Origin of the sequence: Actinomadura physcomitrii, assembly GCF_008923205.2 — a bacterium.
GTDB classification, from domain to species: Bacteria; Actinomycetota; Actinomycetes; order Streptosporangiales; family Streptosporangiaceae; genus Spirillospora; species Spirillospora physcomitrii.
Genome location: NZ_WBMS02000055.1, coordinates 1 through 23,427, shown reverse-complemented (window position 1 = coordinate 23,427; position 23,427 = coordinate 1). Strand labels below are relative to the sequence as shown.

The following is a 23,427-nucleotide window of genomic DNA, read 5'->3' as shown; positions in this document are numbered from 1 at the left end:
ATGGCCGACACGCTCGACGACGCCGCCGTCGCCGACCGCCTGCGCGACCTGCCCGGATGGACCAGGAACGGCGACGAGATCCGCCGGGAGGTGCAGGCGCCCTCGTTCCTGGCGGGCATCGCGGTGGTGGACGAGGTCGCCCGCGCCGCCGAGGACGCCGGCCACCACCCCGACATCGACATCCGGTGGCGGACGCTGAGGTTCGCGCTGACCACCCACAGCGCCGGCGGCCTGACCGGCAAGGACTTCGACCTCGCCGCCGTGATCGACCGGGTCGCCGGCCGGCACGGCGCCCGGTAACGCGCCGTGGCCGTCCAGGTGGCGGTGTGCGGCCCGGCCGAGTGCACCGGACGCGACCGGAACCGCGCGCACGAGACCGGGCGGCTGCTCGCCGGCCGCGGCGCCGTGGTGACCTGCGGCGGGCACGGCGGCGTCATGGCCGCCGCCGCGGCCGGCGCCGTCCGGGCCACCGGCCTGTGGGGCTGACCCGCCCGCGCCCGGGGGCGGGTCAGTGGACGGAGAAGCCGCCGTCCACGAAGATCGCCTGCCCGGTGACGTAGGACGCCGACGGGGAGGCCAGGAACACCGCCGCGCCCGCGAAGTCCTCGGCCAGGCCGTTGCGGCCGGTCATCGTGCGCGCGGCGAGCGCCCGCACCCGCGCCGGGTCGTCCTGCAGCCGCGCGTTCAGCGGCGTCAGCACGAAACCGGGGACCAGGGTGTTGGCGGTGACGCCGCGCGCCGACCACGCCTCCGCCTGCGAGCGGGCCAGCGCGACCAGCCCCGCCTTGGACACCCCGTAGGCGCCGCTGGTGACGAACGCGCGGAACGCCTGCTGCGAGGCGATGTGGATCAGCCGCCCGTAGCCGCGTTCGGCCATTCCCGGCCCGAACCGCTGCCCGAGCAGGAACGGGGCGTCCAGGTTCACCGCCATCGTCGCGTCCCACACGTCCTCGCCGAGCTCGTCCATCGGCGGCCGCAGGTTGATCCCGGCGGCGTTGACCAGCACGTCCGGCTCCCCGAACGGCTCCACCGCGGCGCGCGCGGCGGCGGCGACGCCGGCGCGGGAGGCCAGGTCGGCGCTGACCCACGCCGCCCGGCACCCGTGCGCCTCCAGCTCGCCGACGGTGCCGGCGAGCTCGGCCTCGCGGCGCGCCACCACCACGACCGACGCGCCCGCCCGCGCCAGCGCCACCGCGATCGCCCGCCCGATCCCCGAGCTGCCGCCGGTCACCACCGCCGTCCGGCCGGCCAGCGAGAACAGCCCGGACAGGTACGACGCCGTCTGATCGATCATGTACGAGAGCCTAACGGGGGGCGCCGAAGCCCTGAGGACCGCCCGGCGATCATCGCGCGGGGCGGCGGCGGGCGCCCGCCGCGCCGTCCCTAAGGTGGGACCATGGCTCCTTCGATCGCCACCGCGAACCGCGTCGAACGCTCCGAACTGCTGGAGTTCCTGCGGCCCCGGCACCGCGCCCTGATCGCCACCGCCCGCTCCGACGGCCGCCCGCAGCTGTCGCCGGTCACCTGCGGCGTCGACGGCGAAGGGCGCCTGGTGGTGTCCACCTACCCCGAGCGCGCCAAGGCCCGCAACGCCCGCCGCGACGCGCGGGTGTCGCTGTGCGTGCTGTCCGACGACTGGAACGGCCCCTACGTGCAGGTCGACGGGACCGCCGAGGTCCTCGACATGCCCGAGGCCGCCGACGCCCTGGTCGACTACTACCGGTGCATCGCCGGCGAGCACCCCGACTGGGAGGAGTACCGCGAGGCGATGCGCCGCCAGGACAAGTCCCTCATCCGCGTCACCATCGACCGCTGGGGCCCCATCGCCACCGGCGGCTTCCCCGCCCGCCTCGCCCCCGCCGACTGACCCGCCCCGACCGCGTCCCTCATCAGCGGATCACCCCGCCCGCGCCCGCCCCTCGCCCGCGCCGCCGGCCGCGCGCGGGTCGTCGCTTCGCCGGGCCGCACCGGCGCCGCGCGGGGTGGTCCGCCATGAGCGGGCACGCCGCGGCCGTCATGCGTCCGGCGGCGTGCACGGCGCTGGTCAGCGCGGGTGTGCCGAGCAGGGTGTCGGCGATCAGCGGGGCGTCGGCGGGCTCCGCGAGCACCTCCAAGGCGCTGGCGTGCACCGCGCCGTCGTCGCCCGGCGGCAGGCCCAGCAGGTGGCGGGCGAGCCTCAGGACGTCGGCGGTGTAGCGCTCACCGTCCAGGCCGAAGCGGGACAGGCCGTCGGGCATGGTGAAATGGTCCAGGGCGATCCCGACCGCCGCGGTCCGGCCGCTGTGCAGCAGGGTGCGGAACGCCTCGCGGTGGGCCGCCTCTCTGGTGGGCGAGCGCAGCTGCCGGTGCGCCTCGCGCAGCCTCGGGGCGTCGAGTTCGTGGCCGGTCCAGTGCAGGCTGTGCCGGCCCTCCGACAGCGCCTCCTGGACGGCCAAGGGCGGACGGTCCTGCGTCCACGAAGCGACGAAACGTTCGAGGCGGGCGCGGTGGGGCGTAGAAGCGCGGCCCGCGGCACATGTCCTCGCCGAACCGGCTGGTCGCCTGCGCCCGGTCGTAGAAGTCCAGCGCGGCACCGATCGCGACGGTGTCGTCGCTGCGCAGCAGCACCAGGAACGCCGCCTCGAACCGCGCCGGTGTCGTCGCGGCGCCTATCGCCGCGTAGGCGTCGCGCAGGACGGGGTCGTCGAAGTCGCAGGTCCGGTTCCACGTCCTGAACTCGCGTAGGAAGGCCGTCATGAACACCGCGCGATCAAAGCACCGCGGCAGGCGATGCCGCAAAGGGGTTTCGGCGCGTCCCCGGCCGCCGCGGACGATCTTCTCCGCGGTACCTGACAGAAGATGTCAGTCTCTCCTGGAAGGCTGTGACGCATCGACCGAGAACGACCAAGGAGCACATACATGACCGGTATCGCCGAGTTCATCGCCGTCAACATCGACTGCCCCGAACCGCCGAAGCTCTCGGCGTTCTACGCGGCGCTCACCGGCGGCGAGGTTACCTTCGACACCCCCGAGGCGGCGGCCGCCGCCCTGCCGGGCGGGCAGAACCTCTACTTCCAGGGCGTCTCCGGCCACAAGGCGCCGACCTGGCCGACCGGCGAGCGCCCCCAGCAGTACCACCTCGACTTCTACGTCGACGACCTCGACAAGGCCGAGGCGCGGGTCACCGAGCTCGGCGGCGCCAGGCCCGGCTTCCAGCCGGGCGGCGACCGCTGGCGGGTGCTGACCGACCCCGCCGGGCACCCGTTCTGCGTCTGCCTGCGCAGCCAGTAGCCGGGGGCGGCGGCGCGGCGCGGGTCAGGCCGGCAGGACCCGCACGGGCAGGCCGCCGCGCGGCCGCATCGCGGTGACGCTGGTCGGCGTCACCGCCGCCGACACCAGCCGCAGGCGCGGGCCGCGCAGCAGGCACGCCAGCATCGTCTTGATCTCCACGGTCGCCAGCGTCGAGCCGATGCAGCGGTGCGGCCCGCCGCCGAACGGCAGGAACGTCGACGGGGTCGTCGGGCGGTGCAGGTCCGAGCCCGGGATCCAGCGCTCGGGCCGGAACCGCCCCGCCTGCGGCCACACCTGCGGCATCCGGTGGGTGACGTAGGGGGAGTACAGCACCATCGCGCCCGCCGGGATCCGGTGCCCGGCGTAGGCGAAGTCCCGCACCGGGACGCGGGCGCTCAGCACCGCCGGCGGGAACAGCCGCAGCGTTTCCTGCACCACCCCGTCCAGGTAGGGCAGCTTCGGCAGGTCGGCGGCCTGCGGCGGACGGTCGCCGACCACCTCGGCGACCTCCCGGCGGGCCCGCTCGGCCGCCCCGGGATGCACCAGCAGCGCGTACACCGCCCACGCCATCGCCGCGCTGGTGGTGTCGTACCCGGCCGAGATCAGGCTGATGACCTGGTCCTGCAGCTCCTGGCGGGTCAGGCCCGCGCCGCCCTCGTCGCGGGCCGCCATCAGCATGCCCAGCACGTCGTCGTGCTCGCCGCCCTCGCGGCGCCGCCGCTCGACCTCCTCGTCCACCCGCCGCGCGACCGCCGCGCGGGAGGCGGTGACGCGCCGCCAGTACGGGTTGGGCAGCGCCCGCAGCATCATCTGCGCCACGAAGTTGCGGTCGATGCCGGCCAGCGCGACCTGCAGGCCGCGGCCGATGACCTCGGCGTCGGCGGCGAGCCGGTCGCCGAACAGCACCTCCACGGTGCTGCGGCGGATGACGCCGCGCAGCTCGGCGTAGGCGTCCAGCGTCCGGCCGGGCGTCCAGGACGCCAGCGCCGCACCGGTGTTGGCGGCGATGCGGGCGACGTACCCGTCGACGCGGCGGTGGTGGAACGCCGGCTGGACCAGGCGGCGCCGCCGCCGGTGGTCGGCGCCGTCGCTGACGATCAGCGCGGTCTCCCCGTTCACCGGCACCAGCAGGTCGAACGCCTCCCGCCAGCGGAACAGCCCGGAGTTGGCGAACACGAACGCGTTGGCGTCCGGGCCGAACAGGTGCACGAACGGCCGGCGGCGCGTCCCGACGGCCACGACCGGGCCGTGCTCGGCGTACAGCCGCAGCAGGCTCGCGCACGGGTTCATCGCGAACCCGACGCCGTGCCGGGCGGTCACCCGCGCGGAGGGGGTCATCGTCGCGGCCGGGGTCATCGTCGCGGATCCCACGCGCCCCATCCTCGCACGCCCGCGCGGGCGGGCGGCCCCCTCGGCGGCCCCGGTCGGCGGCCCCGGTCGGCGCGGGCGCCGGCCCGGTGCGAGGATGGGACCCGTGACGGACGAGACCGAAACGCGGGGAACGGCTGCCTGGCACGGGAGGATCGAGCACATCCGGGGGACCGAGCTGCGCACGGGCACCGCCCAGACCTCGGGGATGCGGCGGTTCGAGGCGATCTCCGGCACGACCGTGGGCTCGCGGCGGCTGTGGATGGGCCGCACCCACGTCCCGCCGGCGACCGGTTCCGGCGACCACCACCACGGCGAGGCCGAGACGGCGATCTACGTGGTGTCGGGGCACCCGGTGTTCGTGTTCGCCGAGGGGGAGCGGGAGGTCCGGGTGCAGACCGGGCCCGGCGACTACGTGTTCGTCCCGCCCTACGTCCCGCACCGCGAGGAGAACCCGTCCCGCGACGAGGAGGCGGTCGTGGTGATCGCCCGCAGCACGCAGGAGGGCATCGTGGTCAACCTGCCGAGCCTGTGGGCCACCCGGCCGCAGGACGGGTGAGCGCGGTGCCCGCGACGCCGGAGCCCGGCGGCCGCCGCCCGCGACCGGGCACGCAGACCGTGGACCGGTCGGTGGCGGTGCTGCGCACCTTCGAGGACGCCGACCGGCAGACCCCCACCGAGATCGCGCACCGGCTCGGGCTGTCGGTGAGCACCGCGCACCGCATCGTGCAGGCGCTGCACGCCACCGGCATGCTCGGCCGCGACGCGCGGACCGAGCGGTACTTCCTCGGCCCGACCACCGCGATCCTCGGCCGGCTGGCGCTGGAGCGGATGGGCACCACGCTGCTGCAGCCGGAGCTGACCGCGCTGCGCGACGGGACCGGCGAGGCGGTCAGCCTCGGCGTGCGCGTCGGCGACGAGGTCGCGGTGCTGCTGCACCTGCCCTCCACCCACCCGCTGCGCTACGACCAGCCGCCCGGCGACCGCAACCCCATCCACACCTGCGCGATGGGCAAGACGCTGCTGGCCTTCGACGACGACCAGGTCGCGATGGAGGAGCCGTACCGGCGGTTCACCCCCTCCACGCTCACCACCCGCGCGGAACTGGCGGCCGAGCTGGCGCGGATCCGCGAGCGCGGCTACTCGGTCAACGACGAGGAGCGGCTCGCCGGCGTCCGCGCGGTGGCGGCGCCGGTCCGCGACGGCGCGGGCCGCACGTTCGCGGCGGTCGCGCTGCAGGGCCCGTCGGTGCGGTTCGGCGACGACCGGATGCCGCAGCTGACCGAGGCGGTGCTGAAGGCGGCGACGCGCCTCACCGACCTGCACCGCCACCTGGCCTGACCGCCTCACCCGCCGCGTCACCCGCCGTGCCCGAGGGCGCGGCGGACGCGGTGGCGGCGAGCTCGTCCAGCAGCGCGGCGACCGCGGGCGGCCGCGGACCCGCCGGCACCAGCGCGGCGATGCGGCGCTTGCCGAGGTCGGGCGCCGGCGGGACGACGGCCCCCGGTTCGCGGTGCAGCCCGAGCGCCAGGCCGGGCAGCGCGGTGACGGCGAGCCCGTGCGCGACGAGCCGCCGGACGGCGACGTGGTCGTCGGTGGCGAACGCGATCCGCGGGACGAACCCGGCGCGCCCGCACGCCCAGTTCAGGTGCGTGGCGCTGGCGCGCCGCTTCCAGACCGCGCTCGGCCTGGAGCCCGGCGACTCGGCGATCGTGTCGGTGCCCGTCACCGGCGGCACCGCCGAGCTGCTGCGCGCCGGCGGCGTGGCCGCCTCGGTGCGGGCCGGGCGGCTGCGCTGCGCGTTCCACCTGTCCACCACCGACGCCGACGCCGACAAGGCCGCCGGGCTGCTCGCCGGCCGCATCGCCCGCTGACCCCGGGCCAGGAAACCCGCAGATCTTACAAGTCTCGAACAAGGTGCCTTGACGGGCGCCGTCACGCCTGATCCGGCGCCCGCCGCGCCCTACCGTTCGACGGCATGGACGTACTGCTCACCGGGTCGGCCGGTTTCATCGGTTCGCACATCGCCGAGGCGCTCACCGCCGCGGGCCACCGGGTCCGCGGCCTGGACCTGCGGCCCGACGGCCTGGACTCATCAAGCGGGCCGGCGGGCACCGCCGACGTCCGCGACGCGGCCGCGGTCGCGCGGCGGCTGCGCGGCGCCGACGCCGTCTGCCACCAGGCCGCCAAGGTCGGCCTCGGCGTGGACGTGTCCGACCTGCCCGACTACGCGTCGGTGAACGTGCACGGCACCGCGGTGCTGCTGGCGGAGATGGCCCGCGCCGGGGTCGGCACGCTGGTGCTGGCCTCCTCCATGGTCGTCTACGGGGAGGGCGCCTACACCTGCGCGGCGCACGGCCCGGTGCGTCCGGCGCCGCGCCCCGAGGAGGCGCTGCGCGCCGGACGGTTCGAACCCGGCTGCCCCGAGTGCGGGCGCCCGCTCGCGCCCGGCACCGTCGCCGAGGACGCGGCGCCGGACCCCCGCAACGCCTACGCCGACACCAAGCTCGCCCAAGAGCACCTGGCGGCGTCGTGGGCGCGCGCGACCGGCGGCACCGCCGCGGCGCTGCGGTACCACAACGTGTACGGGCCGCGGATGCCGCGCGACACCCCCTACGCGGGCGTCGCGGCGATCTTCCGGTCCCGGCTGATGAACGGCCAGGCGCCGCTGGTGTTCGAGGACGGCGGGCAGCGCCGCGACTTCGTGCACGTCCGCGACGTCGCCCGCGCCAACGTGCTCGCCCTGGAGCGCACCGCCGCGGGCGTGCCGGGGCGCGGCGCGCTGCGCGCCTACAACATCGCCAGCGGCACGCCCCGCACCATCGGCGACATGGCCGGCGCGCTGGCGGGCGCGTTCGGCGGACCGCTCCCGCGCGTCACCGGCGGTCACCGGCTCGGCGACGTCCGCCACATCGTCGCGCGTCCCGACCGCGCCCGCCGCGAGCTCGGGTTCACCGCGTCCGTGCCGTTCGAGGCGGGGATGGCCGAGTTCGCCCGCGACACCGCCGCCGCCGGATCCGCCGCCGGGCCCGCCGCGGCGCCGGCCCGGCAGCCCGTCACCAGTTCGTAAGGGTCGCCGACCCGTCACCGAAAGTAGCGTCAAAGCCGTGATCGACGTGATTCTTCCGTGCCTCAACGAGGCGGAGGCCCTGCCGTGGGTGCTGTCGCGGATGCCCGCGGGCTTCCGCCCCCTGGTGGTCGACAACGCCTCCACCGACGGGTCCGCGCGCGTTGCCGCGGACCACGGCGCCCAGGTGGTGCCCGCCGCGGACCGCGGGTTCGGCGCCGCCTGCCACGCCGGGCTGCTGGCCGCCACCGCCGAGGTGGTGTGCGTCATGGACGCCGACGCCTCGCTGGACCCCGCCGAGCTGCCGCGCCTGACCGCCGAGCTCGACCGGCTGTCCGCCGGCGGCGGGCCGGCGCTGGTGCTGGGGCGGCGCCGCCCGGCCGGGCGCGGCGCGTGGCCGCCGCACGCCCGGCTCGGCAACGCCGTGCTGGCCCGGTCGCTGAACCGGCGCGCCGGCACCCGCCTGCACGACCTCGGCCCGATGCGCGCCGCGCCGCGCACCGCGCTGCTCGCGCTGGAGCTGGCCGACCGCCGGTTCGGCTACCCGCTGGAGATGGTGCTGCGCGCCGCCCGCGCCGGCTGGCGGATCGGCGAGCTGGACGTGGCGTACCTGCCGCGCACCGGCGAGTCGAAAGTGACCGGGACGGTCGGCGGGACGGTCCGCGCCGTCCGCGACATGCGCCGCGTCCTGGCGGAGGTCGCACCGTGACCCCCCGGCCGCGAGACGCCGGGGACGGCGCCGCCGACCTGATCGTCATCGCCAAGGAGCCGGTGCCGGGCCAGGTCAAGACCCGCCTGACCCCCGCCTACACGCCCGCCGAGGCCGCCGCGCTCGCCGAGGCCGCGCTGCGCGACACCCTCGCCGCGGTCGCCGCCGCGCCGGCGCGGCGCCGCGTCCTGGCGCTGGCGGGGACGCCCGGCCCGTGGCTGCCCGGCGGGTTCGAGGTCGTCGCGCAGCGCGGCGGCGGGCTGGACGAGCGGCTCGCGCACGCCTTCGCCGACGCCCGCGCCGGCGACCCGGTCGGCCGCCCGCTGGTGCTGATCGGCATGGACACCCCGCAGGTCACGCCCGCGCTGCTGGCCCGCGCCGGGCGTGCGCTGCGCGCCCGCGACGCGGTGCTCGGCGCGGCGCGCGACGGCGGGTTCTGGCTGCTCGGGCTGCGCCGCCCCGACGAGGCGCTGCTGCTGGGCGTCCCGATGTCGCGGCCCGACACCGGAGCGCTGCAGCTCGCGCGGCTGCGCGCCGCCGGCCTCAGCGTCGCGGCGATGCCGGAGCTGACCGACGTCGACACCCCGCCCGACGCGCGGGCCGTCGCCGCGGCGGCGCCCGGCGGCCGGTTCGCCGCGGCCGTCCGCGCGCTCGGCGGCCGCACGCTCACGGGCAGGGCCGCCGAAGGGACCGTCCCGGCATGATCGGCGAACTGTACGAGGAGGCGCTGCGGGGCGCGGCGCCGGTGGAGATCGAGTACGCCGACGGCCGCCGCCGGCCGCTGCCGGTGCAGGACTGGCTGGCGCTGCGCCCCGGCGACGGCGGGCTGCTGGACCGCTGCCGGGGCGCCACCCTGGACGTCGGGTCGGGCCCGGGGCGGCTGACGGCCGCGCTGGCCCGCCGCGGCCTGCCGGTGCTCGGCATCGACGTCGCGCCGCGCGCGGTCGCGCTGACGATCGCGGCGGGCGCCCCGGCGCTGTGCCGCGACGTGTTCGGGCGGGTGCCGGGCACCGGGCGGTGGCGGACGGTGCTGCTGGCCGACGGCAACATCGGCATCGGCGGCGACCCCGCGGCGCTGCTGCGCCGCGTCCTGGCGCTGCTGGGCCCCGGCGGGCGGGTGCTGGCGGAGGTGGACCCGCCCGGCGCCGGGTCGCGGACCGAGCCGCTGCGGCTGCGGTCGGGCCGCGCCGTCGGCGAATGGTTCCCCTGGGCGCACGTGTCGGCCGACGGCGCCGGCGCGCTGGCCGCCGCGTGCGCGGCCGAGGTCGCCGAAGAGTGGGAGGAGGCCGGCCGATGGTTCGTCGCCCTGCGCCCCTGACCGCGTCGCTTCGCGCGCGCCTGCCGCGCCCGCCCCGGCTGCCCCGGCTGCCCCGGCTGCCGGCGGCGCTGACGACGCTGCCGGAGCGCTTCACCAGCCGCCTGCACGACGAGCGGGTCGCCGCGTGGCTCGGCATCGCGCTCGGCGTCTGCTTCCTCACCGCGTTCTGCACCGGGCTGGTCAGCCACCTGATGCAGAACCCGCCGAACTGGATGACGTGGCCGTCGCGGCCAGTGAACCTGTACCGGGTCACGCAGGGGCTGCACGTGATGACCGGGCTGGCGGCGGTGCCGCTGCTGCTGGCCAAGCTGTGGACGGTCTACCCGCGGCTGCTGCAGTGGCCGCCGGCCCGCTCGGCCGGGCACGCGATCGAGCGGGCGCTGGTGTTCGTGCTCGTCGGCGGGTCGTTGTTCCAGCTGGTCACCGGCGTGATGAACATCGACTACTGGTATGCGTTCCGGTTCTTCTTCACCACCGCGCACTACTGGACCGCCTACATCATCATCGGCGCGCTGCTGATCCACATCGCCAACCAGTGGGCCAAGGCGCGCCGCACCGTGATGACGCGTCCGTCCGACGGGCTGCGCCGCCGCACGTTCCTGCTGACGGTGTTCGGCGCGAGCGGCGTGGTCGTCGCGACCACCGTGGGGGAGACGGTCTCGCCGCTGGCGCGGCTGGCGGTGCTCGCGCCGCGCCGTCCCGGGATCGGGTCGCAGGATCTGCCGGTCAACAAGTCCGCCGCCGCGTCGGGCGTCACCGCGCTCGCCCGCGACCCGCGATGGCGGCTCACCGTCACCGGACGCGTCCGGCGGGAGCTGTCGCTGTCGCTGGAGCAGCTGCAGGCGATGCCGATGCGGACGGCGCGGCTGCCGATCGCGTGCGTGGAGGGATGGAGCGCGGAGGCGACCTGGGAGGGGGTGCGGCTGCGGGACCTGCTGGCCATGGCGGGCGCCGACGACGACGCCGGCGTCCGGGTCGAGTCGCTGGAGCGCTACGGCCTCTACCGCACCTCGCAGGTGCGGCCGCCGCACTGGCACGACCCGCTCACGCTGCTGGCGCTGCGGGTGAACGGCGAGCCGCTCGACCTCGACCACGGGTACCCGTGCCGGCTCATCGCGCCGAACCGCCCGGGCGTCATGCAGACCAAGTGGGTCGGCCGGCTGGTGGTCACATGAGGGCGCACGGGCTCGTGCGCGCGGCCGCCTACGCGGGGGGCCTGGCGCTGATCGGATACGGGCTGAGCGGGATCGTCGCCGACGTCCCGGTCGGGCGGTGGGCGGCGTGGTTCGCCGGCGCCGCGGTCCTGCACGACGGGGTGCTGGTCCCGGCGGTGCTGGTCGCGGGCGCGGTGACGGGCTGGGTGCCGGTCGCCTACCGGCGGGTGCTGCGCGGCGCGCTGCTGGTCGCGGCGTGCGTGAGCGCGGTGGCGATCCCGCTCGTGCTCGGCTACGGGCGCCGCCCGGACGTGCCCTCGCAGCTGCCGCTGCCCTACGGCCGCAACCTCGCGATCGTCCTCGGCGCGATCGGCGCCGTGGCGGTCGCGGTGCCGGCGGCGCAGATGCTCGCCCGGCGCCGCCGGCCGCGCGCCGCGGGCGGCGGCGCGCACCGCGCGGCGCCGCCGCCGGACAAGGGGCGGGGACGGTGACCGCCACCGGCACCCGGCCCCGCAGCGCACCGGCCCCGGAGGCCGGCCGCGCGAACCGCCCGGGATGGATCGCCCTGGCGGTGTGGGCGGCGGGGATCGCGGCGGTGTTCACCGCCGGCTGGTACCTGCGGCGCGCCGGCCTCGCCACCGAGGACGCGCTGCCGCCGCTGCACGCGCGGCTGCGCGGGCACCCGCTGACCTGGCAGATGGCACCGGCCGCCGCGGCGGCCGCCGCGCTGGTGGCGGTGCTGCCGCGGGCGGCGGCGCGGCTGCCGTGGCGGGCGCTGCTCCCGGTCGCGTGGGCGGGCGCGGCGCTGTGGGCGGTCGCGCTCGCCGCCTGCGACGGATGGGGCGCGCTCGCCCGGCCGCTGGACGCGCCGACCGAGTACCCGGCGGGCCTGGCGCAGGTGCGGCCCGACCCGCTGGAGTGGCTGCGGACGTTCACCGAGCGGCTCGGCGGCTACACCACCCACGTGCGGGGGCATCCGCCGCTGCCGACGCTGGCGCTGTGGGCGCTGGAGAAGGCGGGACTGCCCGGCACCGGGTGGGCGGCGGCGTTCGTCATCGCCTCGGGCACCTCGGCGGCCGCGGCGATCGCCGTGACGCTGCGGTGCGTCGCGGGGGAGCGGGCGGCGCGGGCGGCGGTGCCGTTCGTGGTGCTGGCGCCGCTGGCGGTGTGGGTGGCGACCGCGATGGACGCGGTGTTCCTCGCCGTCGCCGCGTGGGGGACCGCGCTGGCGGCCCTGGCCGCCCGCGCCCCTCGGCCGGTCCGGGGGGGCGCGGCGGCGGTGGCGGGCGGGGTGCTGCTGGGGAGCCTGCCGTACCTGTCGTACGGGCTGCTGCCGCTGCTGGCGGTGCCGCTGGCGGTGCTGGCGGCGGCCCGCCCGGGCCCTCGGGTCCTCGCGGGCCTTGCGGCGGGCCTGGTGGTGGTGCCGGCCGCGTTCACGCTGCTGGGGTTCTGGTGGCCCGACGGCGTCCGCGCGACCCTGGACACCTACCTGGTCAGCCGCGGCTCGGCGCAGCGGTCCTACTCCTACTTCCTGTTCGGCGACCTGGCCGTCCTGGGGCTGCTGACGGGTCCGGCGGTCGCGTACGCGCTGCCGCGCACGGCGGGAGCGCTGCGGCGCGCCGCCCTCGAGCGGGCGCTGTCGCCGGCGGCGGCGGTGGCGCTGCCGGCGTCCGCGGCGCTGCTCGGCGTGCTCGTGCTGGACCTGTCGGGGGTGACCAAGGGCGAGGTCGAGCGGATCTGGGTGCCGTTCGCGGCGTGGCTCGTCGCGGCGGCGTCGCTGCCGGGGTGCGGGTCGCGGGGGTGGCTGGCGGCGCAGGCGGCCACGGCGCTGGCCGTCCAGGCCCTGGTCCTGTCGCCGTGGTGACCTGTGGTGGCCGGGCGGTGTCACGCGCGCGCCGGGGTCACCAGGGGACGGGTCCGTCGTCGTCGAAGAACCCGCCGGTCGGGCCGCCGTCGGGCAGGGTCGCCATCGCGATCGCGATCGCGGCGCCCTGCTCGGCGGTGCGGGTGATGGTGCGTCCGGCGCGGATGTGCTCGGTGACGAAGTCGGTGGCGCAGGCGCCGGGCGCGACCGCGTTGACCAGGATGCCGGTGCCGCGAAGCTGCTTGGCGTACTGGACGGTCAGCATGTTCAGCGCGGCCTTGGACTGCGGGTAGGCCGCCGCGGCGCCCAGGTCCCAGAAGTAGTGGCCGGGGTCGGTCATGTGGGTAAGGGATCCGGTGCCGCTGGAGACGTTGACGATCCGGGCGGCGGGGGAGCGGCGCAGCAGCGGCAGCAGCGCGCTGGTCACCCGCATCACGCCGAACAGGTTGGTGTCGAACACGCGGCGGACGCGGTCCAGGTCGGCCTGCGAGGGAGGGTCGTTCGGGCCGCCGGAGATGCCGGCGTTGTTCACCAGCACGTCCAGGCGCCCGGGCGCGGCGGCCACGGTGCCGGCGGCGGCCCGCACGCTCGCGTCGTCGGTGACGTCCAGCCAGACGAACCGGGCATCGTGCCCGGCGTCGCGCAGGTCCGCCGCGGCCTTCTCCCCGAGGTCGGGGTCGCGGGCGCCGAGCAGCACGGTCATCCCGCGCGCGGCGAGCCCTTCGGCGATGGCGCGGCCGATTCCCTTGTTCGCCCCGGTGACCAGGGCGACCTTGTCGTCGTTGGGTTGCGAGGTCATGCCTTCACCCCACCACCGCGCCCCGGCCGGACTCCAACACCGACCGGACACCGATCGATACCCTGAAGGTATGGATTTGGTGGAGACGCGGGAGCTGGCCTACTTCGTGGAGGTCGCCCGGGAACTGCACTTCGGGCGGGCCGCCGAGCGCCTCGGCATCGCCCAGCCTCCGCTGTCGCGTGCGATCGCGCGGCTGGAGCGGCGGCTCGGCGTGCGGCTGCTGGAGCGCACCAGCCGCCGGGTGACGCTGACCCCGGCGGGCGAGGCGCTGCTGGCCGAGGGCGGCGCGGCGCTTAGGGCCGTCGAGGCGGCGGTGCGCCGCACCCGCCGGGCCGGCGGGACCGGAGCGCGGCTGGTGCTGGCGATGAAGCCGGGCGGCGACGGCGGCGGGCTGCTGCCCGACGTCCTCGCCGAGTACGAGCGGGAACCGGACGCGCTGCCGGTGGAGATGCTGTTCGGCTACGGGGCGCGGCAGGCGCTGGACGACGGCCGCGCCGACGCCGCCCTGCTGTACGCGCCGCGCGCCGACCTGACCGGCCTGGCCGTCGAGGAGCTGGTGGTGGAACCGCAGGTCGTCGTGCTGCCCCGCACCCACCGGCTGGCGGGCCGCGCGCAGGTGTCGATGGCCGACCTGCGGGGCGAGGTGATGCCGCGGACCCCGTACCGGCCCGACGGCGACGGCCCGATGGTGACCGAGGGGGGCCAGGTGATGCAGCTGATCGCGCTCGGCCGGGTGGTGGCGGTGCTGCCGCGGTCCTACCGGCGGCTGCTGCGCGACGACCTGACGGCGGTGCCGGTGCCCGACGCGCCGCCGACCACGCTGGTGCTGGCGTGGCCGGAGGAGTCGCGGTCGCGGGCGCTGGCGGCGTTCGTCCGCGTCACCGCCGCGGTCGCCGCCCGCCGCGACGCCCGCACGCATGCGGATGCCGGGGCCGCCGCGGGCCGCCCCTGACCTGCGCCGACGGCGCCGCGAAAAGATTCCGGAAAAAGTCCGGCGGGATGTCGATCCGGCGCCCGCCCGTGCGACGCGTCAGTGAAGGCACGAGACGAGCACACCGCACGGAAGGACACCGCCATGACCGTCACCCAGATCCTCGCCGCCCCCGCCGCCCACACCGCCGGCACCGCCGGTCCCGTCCGGGGCCGCCGCCGCGCGCTGCGCCGCGCGCTGTGGGGCGCGCAGATCCTCATCGCCGCGTTCCTGCTCTTCGCCTCGGCGCTGCCGAAGTTCGCCGGGCAGGCCGACGCGGTCGAGACCTTCACCCGGATCGGCTGGGGGCAGTGGTTCCGGTACGTCACCGGGACCGTCGAGGCCGCCGGCGCGATCGGGCTGGTGGTGCCGCGGCTGGCCGGGTTCGCCGCGACCGCGCTGATCGGCCTGCTGGGCGGGGCGGTCCTCACCCACCTGCTGGTGCTGGACGCCGCGTGGGCGCTGTTCCCCGCCGCGCTCGCCGCCGTCTGCGCGCTGGTCGGCTGGGACCGCCGCGCCGAGACCCGCGACCTGCTGCGCTCGGTCGCGGGCCTGCCGCGCCGGTGACGGCGCGGGCCCGGCCGGGGCGGGCGGTCCGTCCTCGACGGGACGTCCGCCCGCCCCGGCGGCGTCAGGCGGCGGGCCAGGTGATGAGGGTGCGGCCCCAGGTCAGCCCGGCGCCGAACCCGGCGAGCAGCACCAGGTCGCCGCCCGCGATGCGGCCGTCGCGCACGGCGCGGTCCAGCGCGTAGGGCAGGCTGGCGGCGCCGATGTTGCCGACGTCCTCCCCGGCGATCACCAGCTGCGCCGGGTCGAGGCCGGCGCGTCCGGCCAGCGAGGCCACCAGCCGCGGGTTGGGCTGGTGCGGGACGACCAGGGCGAGGTCGGCGGGTTTGATCCCGGCGTCCGCGCACGCCTCGGCGACCAGCCGGGGCAGCGTCTCGGCGATGAAGCCGCGGACGGCGCGGCCGTCCATGCGGATGGTGTGACCGAGATCGGCCAGCGTCCGCGGGCTCGCCGGGAGCCGCGAACCGCCGGCGGGGATGAGGACGTCGCCGGCGCGGGTGCCGTCCGAGCCGAGCGTCACCGGCCCGATTCCGTAGGGGGCCGGGACGGGCCCGACGACCGCGGCGGCGGCGCCGTCGCCGAACAGCGCGGCGGTGCCGCGGTCGGCGGGGTCGAGGAACCGCGAGTACACCTCGACGCCGATGACCAGCGCGTACGGGGCGGCTCCGCGCTGAGCGGCGAGCCAGCCGAGCGCCGCCTGCAACCCGAACACGAACCCGGCGCAGGCGGCGGCGACGTCGAAGGCGGCGGCGCCGCGGGCGCCGAGCAGCGCCTGCACGCGGCAGGCGGTGGAGGGGCCGAGCTCGTCGGGGGTGGAGGTGCCGAGCACGATCAGGCCGAGGTCGGCGGGGCGCAGCCCGGCCGCGTCCAGCGCGTCGCGCGCGGCGGCGGCGGCGAGGTCGGAGGCGGCCTGCCCGGGAGCGGCGAGATGCCGGGTGCGGATGCCGGTGCGCTCGCGCACCCAGCCGTCCGCGAGGCCGAGCGAGCGCGCCACCTCGGTGCTGGGCACGCACCGCTCCGGCAGGTAGGAGCCGGTGCCGCGGATCGCCCACCGGGTGTGCGCGGGCTGCTGGTCGCTCCAGGTCATGCGTCGCTCCCCCCAGCCGGCGGCGAGGCCGGCGGTCGTGGCCGGGCGCGGCGCCGCGGGGCCGCTCTGCGGTCCGTCCGTTGCACCGATGGTTGCCAGGCCGATTTTATAAGTGAATAATCCCATTTCAGGATTTGTGTTCTATAACTCCTCGTTAAGCGGCCTTTATCCGAAAAGAAAAGAGAGCCTTCCTTCCAGGTAAGGAGACCCCGCGTGTCCCACTCCTCTTTCCGACCGGACGGCCCCTTCGACCTCGCCGGGGAGCTCAAACCCGATGACGTCTGCGCGTTCCTGTTCGCCGGGACCGGCTCGGCCGGCGTCCCCGACCTGCCCTCGCTGGCACGTTCCGGTCCGGCCGCCGCACGCGCCGCCGCCGACGTGCTGGACGCCGTCCAGGAGGGCCTGCCGCGGGGGTGGCCGTCGCTGCGCGCGATCCTGCTGGAGGACCCCGCCGGGTACCGGGCGGCGGCCCGCGCCCCCGGCGTCGCCCAGCTCGCCGGCTACGCCTCCTGCGTCGCCGTCGACCGCGCGCTGCGCGCGGTCGGCGTGCAGCCCGGCTTCGCCGTCGGGCAGAGCTTCGGGGAGATCGCCGCGATGGTCTGCGCGGGCGTGTTCGCGATCGCCGACGGCGCCCGGATGGCCGTCAGCCTCGTCGACGTCCTCGCCCGCCGCGGCGCGGGCGGCGGGATGGCGCTGCTGGAGGCCGGTGAGGACGGCGCCCGCGCCTGCATCGACGCCGCCGGCGCGCCCGAGGTCGTCGTCGCGTGCCTGAACGCCCCCTCGGTCACCGTCGTGTCCGGCCCGGACGCCCCGCTGGAGGCGGTGCTGGCCACCGCCCGCGACACCGGCGTGCGGGCCGTCCGGCTCGCCGTGCCCTACCTGTCGCACCATCCCGCGATGGCCGGCGCCGACGAGGAGTGGTACTCCCTGATCCGCGCGTTCCCGCAGCGGCCGCTGGAGGTGGCGGTGCACTCCCCGGTGCGCGGCCGCGCCTACCGCGACGACGACGACCTGCACCGGGCGCTGGCCGACTGCATCGTCAGGCCCGTCCGGCTACCGGAGGCGCTGCGCGCCGTGCACGCCGCCGGCGCGACCGTGTTCGCCGAGGCCGGCCCCGGCAACGCGCTGTGCCAGTGCGCCCGCCTCAGCGTCCCGGACGCCCGCACCTTCCTGGTGCCGCTGCGCGACCGGCCCCGCCCGGGCGTGCCGCGCCCCCGCGCCACCGCCCCCGGCGCCGCCGGCGCGAGCGGGGCCGACGTCCCGCCGGTCGGCAAGTCCGCGCCCGGCATCACCCCCGACCCGCAGGCCTGACCCCCTCGCCACACCCCGGGCCGGTCCAGGCCGGCCCGGGATGCCCGCTTCCGCTTCGGCTTCCGCCCGATCCGTCCGGCCCGACCACTCCGTCCCGACAGGAGAGCAGCGCGATGGGCATGTCCATGGGCACCTTTCCCGATGGTGACCTCGCCGGCTTCGTGCGCGGCGCGTCCCCCGGCCAAAAGCTCCGCGAACGGCTCGACGACGCCGTCCCCGAGGAGTTCTTCACCTACCCCGGCGACCTGACCGCCCGCGACCACCAGGCCCTCACCTACGCGCGGCTGCGGCGCGCCGGCCGCGCCGTGCCGCCCGCCTCCGAGCTGCTGGACGACCCGCCGGCGCTGTGCGCGCTGCTGGAGCGCGCCGCGATCGCCGACCCGGCGCTGTTCCACGTGATGCTGCTGCACTACACCCTGGCGCTCGGCCCGATCATCCGGTTCGGCGGCGCGGACGGCGGCGGCGCCGCCCGCCGCGCGCTGGAGTCGATGGACTCGTTCGGGACGCTGCTGATGACCGAGGTCGGCCGCAGCAACAGCCACCTGTCGCCGCGCACCGTCGCCCGCCACGACCCCGCCACCGGCGGGTTCGTGCTGCGCACCCCCGACGTGCGGGCCGCCAAGTTCCCCACCAGTACCGCCCACCCCGCCCTGCCCAAGACCGCCTGCGTCTACGCCACCCTCGTGCACGGCGGAAAGGAGCGCGGGGTGTTCGTGTTCGCGGTGCCGGTCCGCGGCCCCGACGGGACCGTCCCGCCCGGCGTGCGGGTCGTGCCGGCGCCCGAGACCACCGGCCTGCAGGTCGACTACGCGGCCGTGCTGCTGGAGGATCTGCACGTCCCCTACGAGGCGTGGCTGAGCGACGGCGCCCGCGTCGAGGCCGACGGCTCCTTCCACGACCCCGCCGGATCGCCGGCCGCGCGGCTGACCCGCTCGATGGGCATCGCGCCCGCGGTGTGGCGCGCGGTGATCTCCGCGTCCGCCGCGGTCACCCGCGCGTCGGCGGGGATGCTGCTGGCGCACTCGGCGGGCCGCTCCACCCTCGGCCGGCTCGCGCCGCGCCGCCCGCTGACCGACTACCGCAACCAGCAGGAGGCGGTGCTGGGCGCGCTGGCGACGGCGTACGCGCTGACCGCCGTCGCCGCGCACGTCAAGGCGCGCCGCACCTCCGCCGACGCGCCCGCCGGCGGGCCGGCGACCGCGTGGGCGCCGTGGTCGGCGGTCGACCGGGACCTGGCGCTGCTGAAGGCGGCCTGCACCGCCACCGCGCAGGAGACGGTGTCGATGTGCCGGGTGCATTCGGGCGCGCCCGGGTTCGCGGCCGTCGAGCGCCTCAACGCCTACCGCGGCCTCACCCACGCCTACATGAACGCCGGCGGCGACAACGAGCTGATCCTGTACGACACGGCGCGCGCGATGGCCGACCTGGACCGCTACACCCCGCCCGAGGCCGAGCCGGGCCCGCCCGACGGCGGGGACCCGGACTCGCCGCGGGTGCCGCTGTTCCTGGCGCGCGAGGCCGAGCGGCGGATGCGCGACGCGCTCGCCGCCCGGGTCCGCGCCGCCGGCGCCGCGGGCGCCGACCCGTTCACCGCCTGGAACGACAACCTCGCGCTGGCCGCGCGGACCGCGACCGCGTGCGCCGACCGCGTCACGCTGGAGATCTGCGACGCCGCCGCGCAGGCGGGCCCGGCGCCGCTGCAGCCGGTGCTGCGCCTGCACGCGGTGAACTGGATGGCGCGCCGCGCCGCCGGGCTGCTGGACCAGGGCGTCGTACCGCCCGGGTGGCTGGCCGAGGTGGACGCGGCGCGGCGGCGGGCCTGCGACGAGCTCGCGCCGCGCGCGGGCGAGCTGGCGGCGGCGTTCGAGCTGCCGCCGGTGATCACCGAGCCGGCGGCGTTCCTCACCGGCGGCTGACCGGCGGCTCGCGACCGGCCCGTGAACCGGCCCGTGAACCGGCGGGGCGCGCGGGCGTGAACCCGCACGCCACGCCGGTCATGGGCGAAACCGCCGGGGGAACCGGCGGGGACTGGCTACCGTTCTGCTAAGACAGGCCGCGGGTGAGGGTCATCCGCCCGGTCCGATACGGAGGTAGGCACAGTGGGAGTCAGTCTGAGCAAGGGCGGCAACGTCTCGTTGACCAAGGAGGCTCCCGGACTGACCGCGGTCGTGGTGGGTCTGGGCTGGGACGTGCGCACCACCACCGGAACCGACTTCGACCTGGACGCCAGCGCGCTGCTGTGCTCGGCGGAGAACAAGGTCCTGTCGGACCAGCACTTCGTGTTCTTCAACAACCTCAAGAGCCCCGACGGGTCGGTGGAGCACACCGGCGACAACCTGACCGGCGAGGGCGAGGGCGACGACGAGCAGATCAAGGTGGACCTGCAGACCGTCCCGGCCGAGGTCTCCAAGATCGTGTTCCCGGTGTCGATCTACGACGCCGACGGCCGGCAGCAGAACTTCGGGCAGGTCCGCAACGCCTTCATCCGGGTGGTGAACCAGGCCGGCGGCGGGGAGATCGCCCGCTACGACCTGTCGGAGGACGCCTCGACCGAGACCGCGATGGTGTTCGGCGAGCTGTACCGCAACGGCGCGGAGTGGAAGTTCCGCGCGGTCGGCCAGGGGTACGCCTCCGGGCTGGCGGGCATCGCCGCCGACTTCGGCGTGAACGTCTGACGGCCGCCGGGCGGGCGGGGGCGGGGCCGGCGGCCCCGCCCCCGCGGCGTCGCCGGGGCGGTCGGGAGGCGGGCGCGGTCAGGAGCCGGCGGGGACGACGGCGAGGGCCTCCACCTCGATGAGCAGGTCGTCGCGGACCAGCCCGGACACTTCGATCAGCGACGCGGCGGGGTCGACGCCGTCGGGCGGCATCTGGGCGCGGACGGCGCGCACGACGCCGACCTGCGACGCGTCGCGCAGGAAGTACCCGAGCCGCACCACGTGCTCCCAGCCGGCGCCGGCGGCCGCGAGCGCGGCGCGCAGGTTGGTGAACACCTGCCGGGTCTGGGCCTCCAGGTCGCCGGGCCGACGAGGTTCCCGGCCGGGTCCAGGGCGATCTGCCCGCTGACCACGACCAGGCGTCCGGGGACGTCCACCGAGACGACGTGGCTGTAGCCGGGGCCGGGCGCCAGGTCCGGCGCGTTGATCCGGTGGATCGCGCCGGCGGTTCGGTGTTCGCTCACATGATCACGTTACCCGGCGCGCCCGGGGGTGGACGGGCGCGCCGGCGCCGGTGACCGGTGAACGCGGCGGCGGGTCAGCCGAGCAGCTCGCCGCGCAGCCGGGTCTTGAGGATCTTCCCGCCGGGGTTGCGGGGCAGTCCCTCGTCGCGGAACCAGAAGTGGACGGGCACCTTGAACGCGGCGATCCGTGCGCGCAGGAACCCCTGGATCTCCTCGGGGGCCGGCGCGGTGCCGGGGCGGGGGACGACGACGGCGCCGACCTCCTCGCCCAGGACGTCGTGGGGGACGCCGATGACGGCGCAGTCGGCGACGGCGGGATGCTCGTACAGGGCGGCCTCGACCTCGGCGCAGTAGACGTTCTCGCCGCCGCGGATCAGCATGTCCTTGGCGCGGTCGACGATGTAGACGAACCCGTCGGCGTCCAGGCGGGCCAGGTCGCCGCTGTGGAACCAGCCGTCCGCGAACGCCTGCGCGGTCGCCTCCGGCTTGTTCCAGTACCCCTTGATGACGTTGGGGCCGGCGATGAGCAGCTCCCCGACCTCGCCGGGCGGCAGCTGCTCGCCGGTGGCGGGGTCGACGACCTTGACGTCGCAGACCGCGACGGGCGGGCCGACGCTGTCGGGGTGCTCCAGGTAGTTCACGCCGCCGTTGTAGGTGGTGACCGAGGAGGTCTCGGTGAGGCCGTAGCCGTTGCCGGGGACCCGCTGCGGCAGCCGCTCCCTGATCTTGTCGACGAGGGCGGGCGCGGCGGGCGCGCCGCCGTAGCTGACGCCGGTGAGGCTGGAGGTGTCGTACTTGTCGAACTCGGGGGAGGTCAGCACCTGCCACGCCATCGTCGGCACCCCGCCGAACCCGGTGACGCGCTCGCGCTCGATCAGCTCCAGCGCCTTGGTGACGTCCCACTTGTACATCAGCACGACGGTGCCGCCCTGCAGCGCGCTGGACACCAGCACCGAGTGGCAGCCGGTGGCGTGGAAGAACGGCACGCTCAGCAGCGTGACGCGCGGCTGCGGCCGGGTGAGCTGCTCGATCGTGGCGCCGGCGCGCACCCCGGCCGACAGCAGCCCGTAGGCGAGGCTGACCGGGTTGGTGGTGATGTTGCGGTGGGTGCCGAGGGCGCCCTTGGAGCGCCCGGTGGTGCCGGAGGTGTAGAAGATCGTGGCGTCGTCCTCGGGGCCGATCTCCACCTGCGGCGGGCCGTCCCGGCCGTCGTCCAGCGCGGCGGCCAGGGCGGCGGCGAAGTCCTCGCCGCCGGCGGGCGGGCCGCCCGCGGGGCGGGCCACCAGCAGCGGGATCGCCAGGCCGGGCAGCACGCCGGCGAGGCGCTCGGCGCGCTGGGCGTCGGCGACGAGCAGCCGGGCGCCGCTGTCGCGCAGCCCGTACTCCAGCTCGTCGGCGCTCCACCAGGCGTTCAGCGGGACGACGACGGCGCCGGCGACGGCGGCGCCGAAGAACGCCACCGACCATTCGGGGTAGTTGCGCATCGCGATCGCGACCCGGTCGCCCTTGGCGATGCCGTACCGCTCCACCAGCAGCCGCCCGAACGCGGCGGCGCGCCGGTAATGCTCGGCGAAGCTCAGCCGGTCGTCCTCGTAGACCAGGAACGGGGCGTCGCCGTGCCCGCCCGACAGCTCCAGGACCTCCCGCAGGGTGGTCGGGGCGTTCTTCCAGATCCGGGTCGGCACGCCGCGGATGTCGACCTGGTCCATCTCGAACAGCTGGCCCGGGGCCGTCAGCCGGGCCCTGGCCTCGGCGATCGTCAGCTCGGGGCCGTTGGTTTCGCGGCTCTGCACGCGCGCCTCCCGCGGACTGCACCGGCGCGCCGCCGAGCGGCCCTGACACCGAACACGGTTCGGCGCACCGTGGGGCAAATCTATGATTTGTCTCACTCGCCGGTCAACGGTCCGCGCGGACGCCGCCGGACCGTTCCACCCGAAGATCTCCACCTGCGACAATGGGGACATGACCGAGCGCAAGCCGATCGAGTACTGGCTGTCGGACATGGACGGCGTGCTGGTGCACGAGGGCCACCCCGTCCCCGGCGCCGACGAGTTCATCCGCAGGCTCGCCGCCTCCGGCAAGCCGTTCCTCGTGCTGACCAACAACTCGATCTACACCCGCCGCGACCTGTCGGCCCGGCTCGCCGCGCTCGGGCTGGCGGTGCCGGCCGAGTCGATCTGGACCTCGGCGCTGGCCACCGCCCGCTTCCTGGCCGACCAGCGGCCCGCGGGATCGGCGTACGTGATCGGCGAGGCGGGGCTGACCACGGCGCTGCACGAGGCCGACTACGTCCTCACCGACATCAGCCCCGACTACGTGGTGCTCGGGGAGACCCGCACCTACAGCTTCTCCCAGATCACCCAGGCGATCCGGCTGATCGAGGGCGGCGCCCGGTTCGTGGCGACCAACCCCGACCCGGTCGGCCCGTCCCAGGAGGGCTCGCTGCCCGCCTGCGGCGCCGTCGCCGCCATGATCACCCGCGCGACGGGGGTGGAGCCGTACTTCGTCGGCAAGCCGAACCCGCTGATGATGCGGACCGCGCTGAACGTCGTCGGCGGGCACAGCGAGCAGACCGCGATGGTCGGCGACCGGATGGACACCGACATCGTCGCCGGCGTGGAGGCGGGCCTGGAGACGATCCTGGTGCTGACCGGGGTGACCCGCAAGGACGAGGTGGGCCGCTTCCCGTTCCGCCCGCACCGGGTCGTGCCCTCCATCGCCGACCTCATCGACCTGGTCGACGCCTGATCCGCTGATCCGCCCCG

The 23,427-nt window shown here is 76.5% G+C and carries 28 protein-coding genes; 20 read left to right on the top strand and 8 right to left on the bottom strand.

The annotated features are described in order from the left end of the window. Positions 1-300, top strand: a complete 300-nt coding sequence (locus F8568_RS41210) for a 4a-hydroxytetrahydrobiopterin dehydratase (RefSeq protein WP_151599392.1) — start codon at positions 1-3, stop codon at positions 298-300. A 6-nt stretch (positions 301-306) separates the two neighbouring features. Then, positions 307-486, top strand: coding sequence for an SLOG cluster 4 domain-containing protein (locus F8568_RS49070; RefSeq protein WP_160573944.1), 180 nt, complete (start codon positions 307-309; stop codon positions 484-486). 22 nt (positions 487-508) lie between these two features. Here the strand turns inward: F8568_RS49070 and F8568_RS41200 are convergent, their stop codons facing one another. Beyond that, complete coding sequence (locus F8568_RS41200) at positions 509-1,294, bottom strand: SDR family NAD(P)-dependent oxidoreductase (RefSeq protein WP_151599389.1); 786 nt, start codon at positions 1,292-1,294, stop codon at positions 509-511. Between the two features lie 102 nt (positions 1,295-1,396). Between F8568_RS41200 and F8568_RS41195 the strand changes: the two genes are divergently transcribed. Next, entirely contained in the window at positions 1,397-1,867 is a 471-nt protein-coding gene (locus F8568_RS41195) for a PPOX class F420-dependent oxidoreductase (RefSeq protein ID WP_151599387.1), read from the top strand. 22 nt (positions 1,868-1,889) lie between these two features. Here the strand turns inward: F8568_RS41195 and F8568_RS41190 are convergent, their stop codons facing one another. After that, complete coding sequence (locus tag F8568_RS41190; protein ID WP_151599385.1) at positions 1,890-2,435, bottom strand: hypothetical protein; 546 nt, start codon at positions 2,433-2,435, stop codon at positions 1,890-1,892. A 463-nt stretch (positions 2,436-2,898) separates the two neighbouring features. On the opposite strand from F8568_RS41190, the gene F8568_RS41185 reads away from it, so the two are divergent. After that, positions 2,899-3,270: a VOC family protein gene (locus tag F8568_RS41185; RefSeq protein ID WP_151599383.1), complete on the top strand. Its 372-nt coding sequence runs from the start codon at positions 2,899-2,901 to the stop codon at positions 3,268-3,270. A gap of 24 nt (positions 3,271-3,294) precedes the next feature. Here the strand turns inward: F8568_RS41185 and F8568_RS41180 are convergent, their stop codons facing one another. After that, positions 3,295-4,641, bottom strand: a complete 1,347-nt coding sequence (locus F8568_RS41180; protein WP_328601260.1) for a cytochrome P450 — start codon at positions 4,639-4,641, stop codon at positions 3,295-3,297. Positions 4,642-4,744: 103 nt separating this feature from the next. Between F8568_RS41180 and F8568_RS49065 the strand changes: the two genes are divergently transcribed. Together F8568_RS49065 and F8568_RS50790 are read left to right on the top strand one after the other, a co-directional pair. After that, positions 4,745-5,197, top strand: coding sequence for a cupin domain-containing protein (locus F8568_RS49065; protein WP_328601259.1), 453 nt, complete (start codon positions 4,745-4,747; stop codon positions 5,195-5,197). After that, positions 5,194-5,979 carry an IclR family transcriptional regulator gene (locus tag F8568_RS50790; protein WP_160573943.1) on the top strand — a complete coding sequence of 262 codons (786 nt, stop codon included), beginning with the start codon at positions 5,194-5,196 and terminating at the stop codon, positions 5,977-5,979. Before F8568_RS49065 ends, F8568_RS50790 begins: the two co-directional genes overlap by 4 nt. On the opposite strand, the gene F8568_RS41165 is transcribed toward F8568_RS50790, so the two are convergent. Then, the gene (locus F8568_RS41165) at positions 5,951-6,367 is read right to left on the bottom strand and encodes a LysR substrate-binding domain-containing protein (RefSeq protein ID WP_328601258.1); all 417 of its coding nucleotides are present in this window, start codon (positions 6,365-6,367) and stop codon (positions 5,951-5,953) included. The two genes, F8568_RS50790 and F8568_RS41165, sit on opposite strands and share 29 nt — an antisense overlap. On the opposite strand from F8568_RS41165, the gene F8568_RS41160 reads away from it, so the two are divergent. From F8568_RS41160 to F8568_RS41125, 8 genes are all read left to right on the top strand, one after another. Further along, entirely contained in the window at positions 6,357-6,512 is a 156-nt protein-coding gene (locus F8568_RS41160) for a hypothetical protein (protein ID WP_160573942.1), read from the top strand. The genes F8568_RS41165 and F8568_RS41160 overlap by 11 nt on opposite strands. Positions 6,513-6,616: 104 nt before the next feature. Next, positions 6,617-7,708: an NAD-dependent epimerase/dehydratase family protein gene (locus tag F8568_RS41155; RefSeq protein WP_151599375.1), complete on the top strand. Its 1,092-nt coding sequence runs from the start codon at positions 6,617-6,619 to the stop codon at positions 7,706-7,708. A gap of 37 nt (positions 7,709-7,745) precedes the next feature. Beyond that, positions 7,746-8,414: a glycosyltransferase family 2 protein gene (locus F8568_RS41150; RefSeq protein ID WP_328601257.1), complete on the top strand. Its 669-nt coding sequence runs from the start codon at positions 7,746-7,748 to the stop codon at positions 8,412-8,414. Further along, positions 8,411-9,118, top strand: a complete 708-nt coding sequence (locus F8568_RS41145) for a TIGR04282 family arsenosugar biosynthesis glycosyltransferase (RefSeq protein WP_328601256.1) — start codon at positions 8,411-8,413, stop codon at positions 9,116-9,118. The genes F8568_RS41150 and F8568_RS41145 overlap by 4 nt, the downstream gene beginning before the upstream one ends. Then, the gene (locus F8568_RS41140) at positions 9,115-9,732 is read left to right on the top strand and encodes a class I SAM-dependent methyltransferase (protein WP_151599373.1); all 618 of its coding nucleotides are present in this window, start codon (positions 9,115-9,117) and stop codon (positions 9,730-9,732) included. The genes F8568_RS41145 and F8568_RS41140 overlap by 4 nt, the downstream gene beginning before the upstream one ends. Further along, positions 9,708-10,907, top strand: coding sequence for a molybdopterin-dependent oxidoreductase (locus F8568_RS41135; protein WP_151599371.1), 1,200 nt, complete (start codon positions 9,708-9,710; stop codon positions 10,905-10,907). Before F8568_RS41140 ends, F8568_RS41135 begins: the two co-directional genes overlap by 25 nt. Then, the gene (locus F8568_RS41130) at positions 10,904-11,377 is read left to right on the top strand and encodes a hypothetical protein (RefSeq protein ID WP_151599369.1); all 474 of its coding nucleotides are present in this window, start codon (positions 10,904-10,906) and stop codon (positions 11,375-11,377) included. The genes F8568_RS41135 and F8568_RS41130 overlap by 4 nt, the downstream gene beginning before the upstream one ends. Next, entirely contained in the window at positions 11,374-12,750 is a 1,377-nt protein-coding gene (locus tag F8568_RS41125; protein ID WP_151599367.1) for a hypothetical protein, read from the top strand. Before F8568_RS41130 ends, F8568_RS41125 begins: the two co-directional genes overlap by 4 nt. A gap of 37 nt (positions 12,751-12,787) precedes the next feature. Here F8568_RS41125 and F8568_RS41120 read toward each other — a convergent pair whose 3' ends face one another. Continuing rightward, positions 12,788-13,549 (bottom strand): SDR family oxidoreductase, encoded by a 762-nt coding sequence (locus F8568_RS41120; RefSeq protein ID WP_151599365.1) that lies wholly within the window; start codon positions 13,547-13,549, stop codon positions 12,788-12,790. Between the two features lie 70 nt (positions 13,550-13,619). On the opposite strand from F8568_RS41120, the gene F8568_RS41115 reads away from it, so the two are divergent. Together F8568_RS41115 and F8568_RS41110 are read left to right on the top strand one after the other, a co-directional pair. Then, positions 13,620-14,501, top strand: coding sequence for a LysR family transcriptional regulator (locus tag F8568_RS41115; RefSeq protein ID WP_202125948.1), 882 nt, complete (start codon positions 13,620-13,622; stop codon positions 14,499-14,501). A 123-nt stretch (positions 14,502-14,624) separates the two neighbouring features. Continuing rightward, positions 14,625-15,086 (top strand): DoxX family protein, encoded by a 462-nt coding sequence (locus F8568_RS41110; RefSeq protein WP_151599363.1) that lies wholly within the window; start codon positions 14,625-14,627, stop codon positions 15,084-15,086. A gap of 64 nt (positions 15,087-15,150) precedes the next feature. Here F8568_RS41110 and F8568_RS41105 read toward each other — a convergent pair whose 3' ends face one another. Continuing rightward, positions 15,151-16,173 carry a 3-oxoacyl-ACP synthase III family protein gene (locus F8568_RS41105; RefSeq protein WP_202125947.1) on the bottom strand — a complete coding sequence of 341 codons (1,023 nt, stop codon included), beginning with the start codon at positions 16,171-16,173 and terminating at the stop codon, positions 15,151-15,153. A 213-nt stretch (positions 16,174-16,386) separates the two neighbouring features. On the opposite strand from F8568_RS41105, the gene F8568_RS41100 reads away from it, so the two are divergent. The 3 genes from F8568_RS41100 (at position 16,387) to F8568_RS41090 (ending at position 20,159) form a co-directional block, all read left to right on the top strand. Next, positions 16,387-17,484: an ACP S-malonyltransferase gene (locus tag F8568_RS41100; protein WP_151599361.1), complete on the top strand. Its 1,098-nt coding sequence runs from the start codon at positions 16,387-16,389 to the stop codon at positions 17,482-17,484. 113 nt (positions 17,485-17,597) lie between these two features. After that, positions 17,598-19,400 (top strand): acyl-CoA dehydrogenase family protein, encoded by a 1,803-nt coding sequence (locus tag F8568_RS41095; RefSeq protein WP_236009989.1) that lies wholly within the window; start codon positions 17,598-17,600, stop codon positions 19,398-19,400. A gap of 183 nt (positions 19,401-19,583) precedes the next feature. Continuing rightward, positions 19,584-20,159, top strand: coding sequence for a TerD family protein (locus F8568_RS41090; protein WP_151599359.1), 576 nt, complete (start codon positions 19,584-19,586; stop codon positions 20,157-20,159). A 78-nt stretch (positions 20,160-20,237) separates the two neighbouring features. Here the strand turns inward: F8568_RS41090 and F8568_RS47300 are convergent, their stop codons facing one another. Both F8568_RS47300 and F8568_RS41080 read right to left on the bottom strand, forming a co-directional pair. Further along, positions 20,238-20,495, bottom strand: coding sequence for a RidA family protein (locus F8568_RS47300; protein ID WP_268896519.1), 258 nt, complete (start codon positions 20,493-20,495; stop codon positions 20,238-20,240). Positions 20,496-20,736: 241 nt separating this feature from the next. Continuing rightward, the gene (locus tag F8568_RS41080) at positions 20,737-22,455 is read right to left on the bottom strand and encodes a class I adenylate-forming enzyme family protein (RefSeq protein ID WP_328601255.1); all 1,719 of its coding nucleotides are present in this window, start codon (positions 22,453-22,455) and stop codon (positions 20,737-20,739) included. Positions 22,456-22,624: 169 nt separating this feature from the next. Between F8568_RS41080 and F8568_RS41075 the strand changes: the two genes are divergently transcribed. Further along, positions 22,625-23,410, top strand: a complete 786-nt coding sequence (locus tag F8568_RS41075) for an HAD-IIA family hydrolase (RefSeq protein ID WP_151599357.1) — start codon at positions 22,625-22,627, stop codon at positions 23,408-23,410. Positions 23,411-23,427 lie beyond the last annotated feature (17 nt).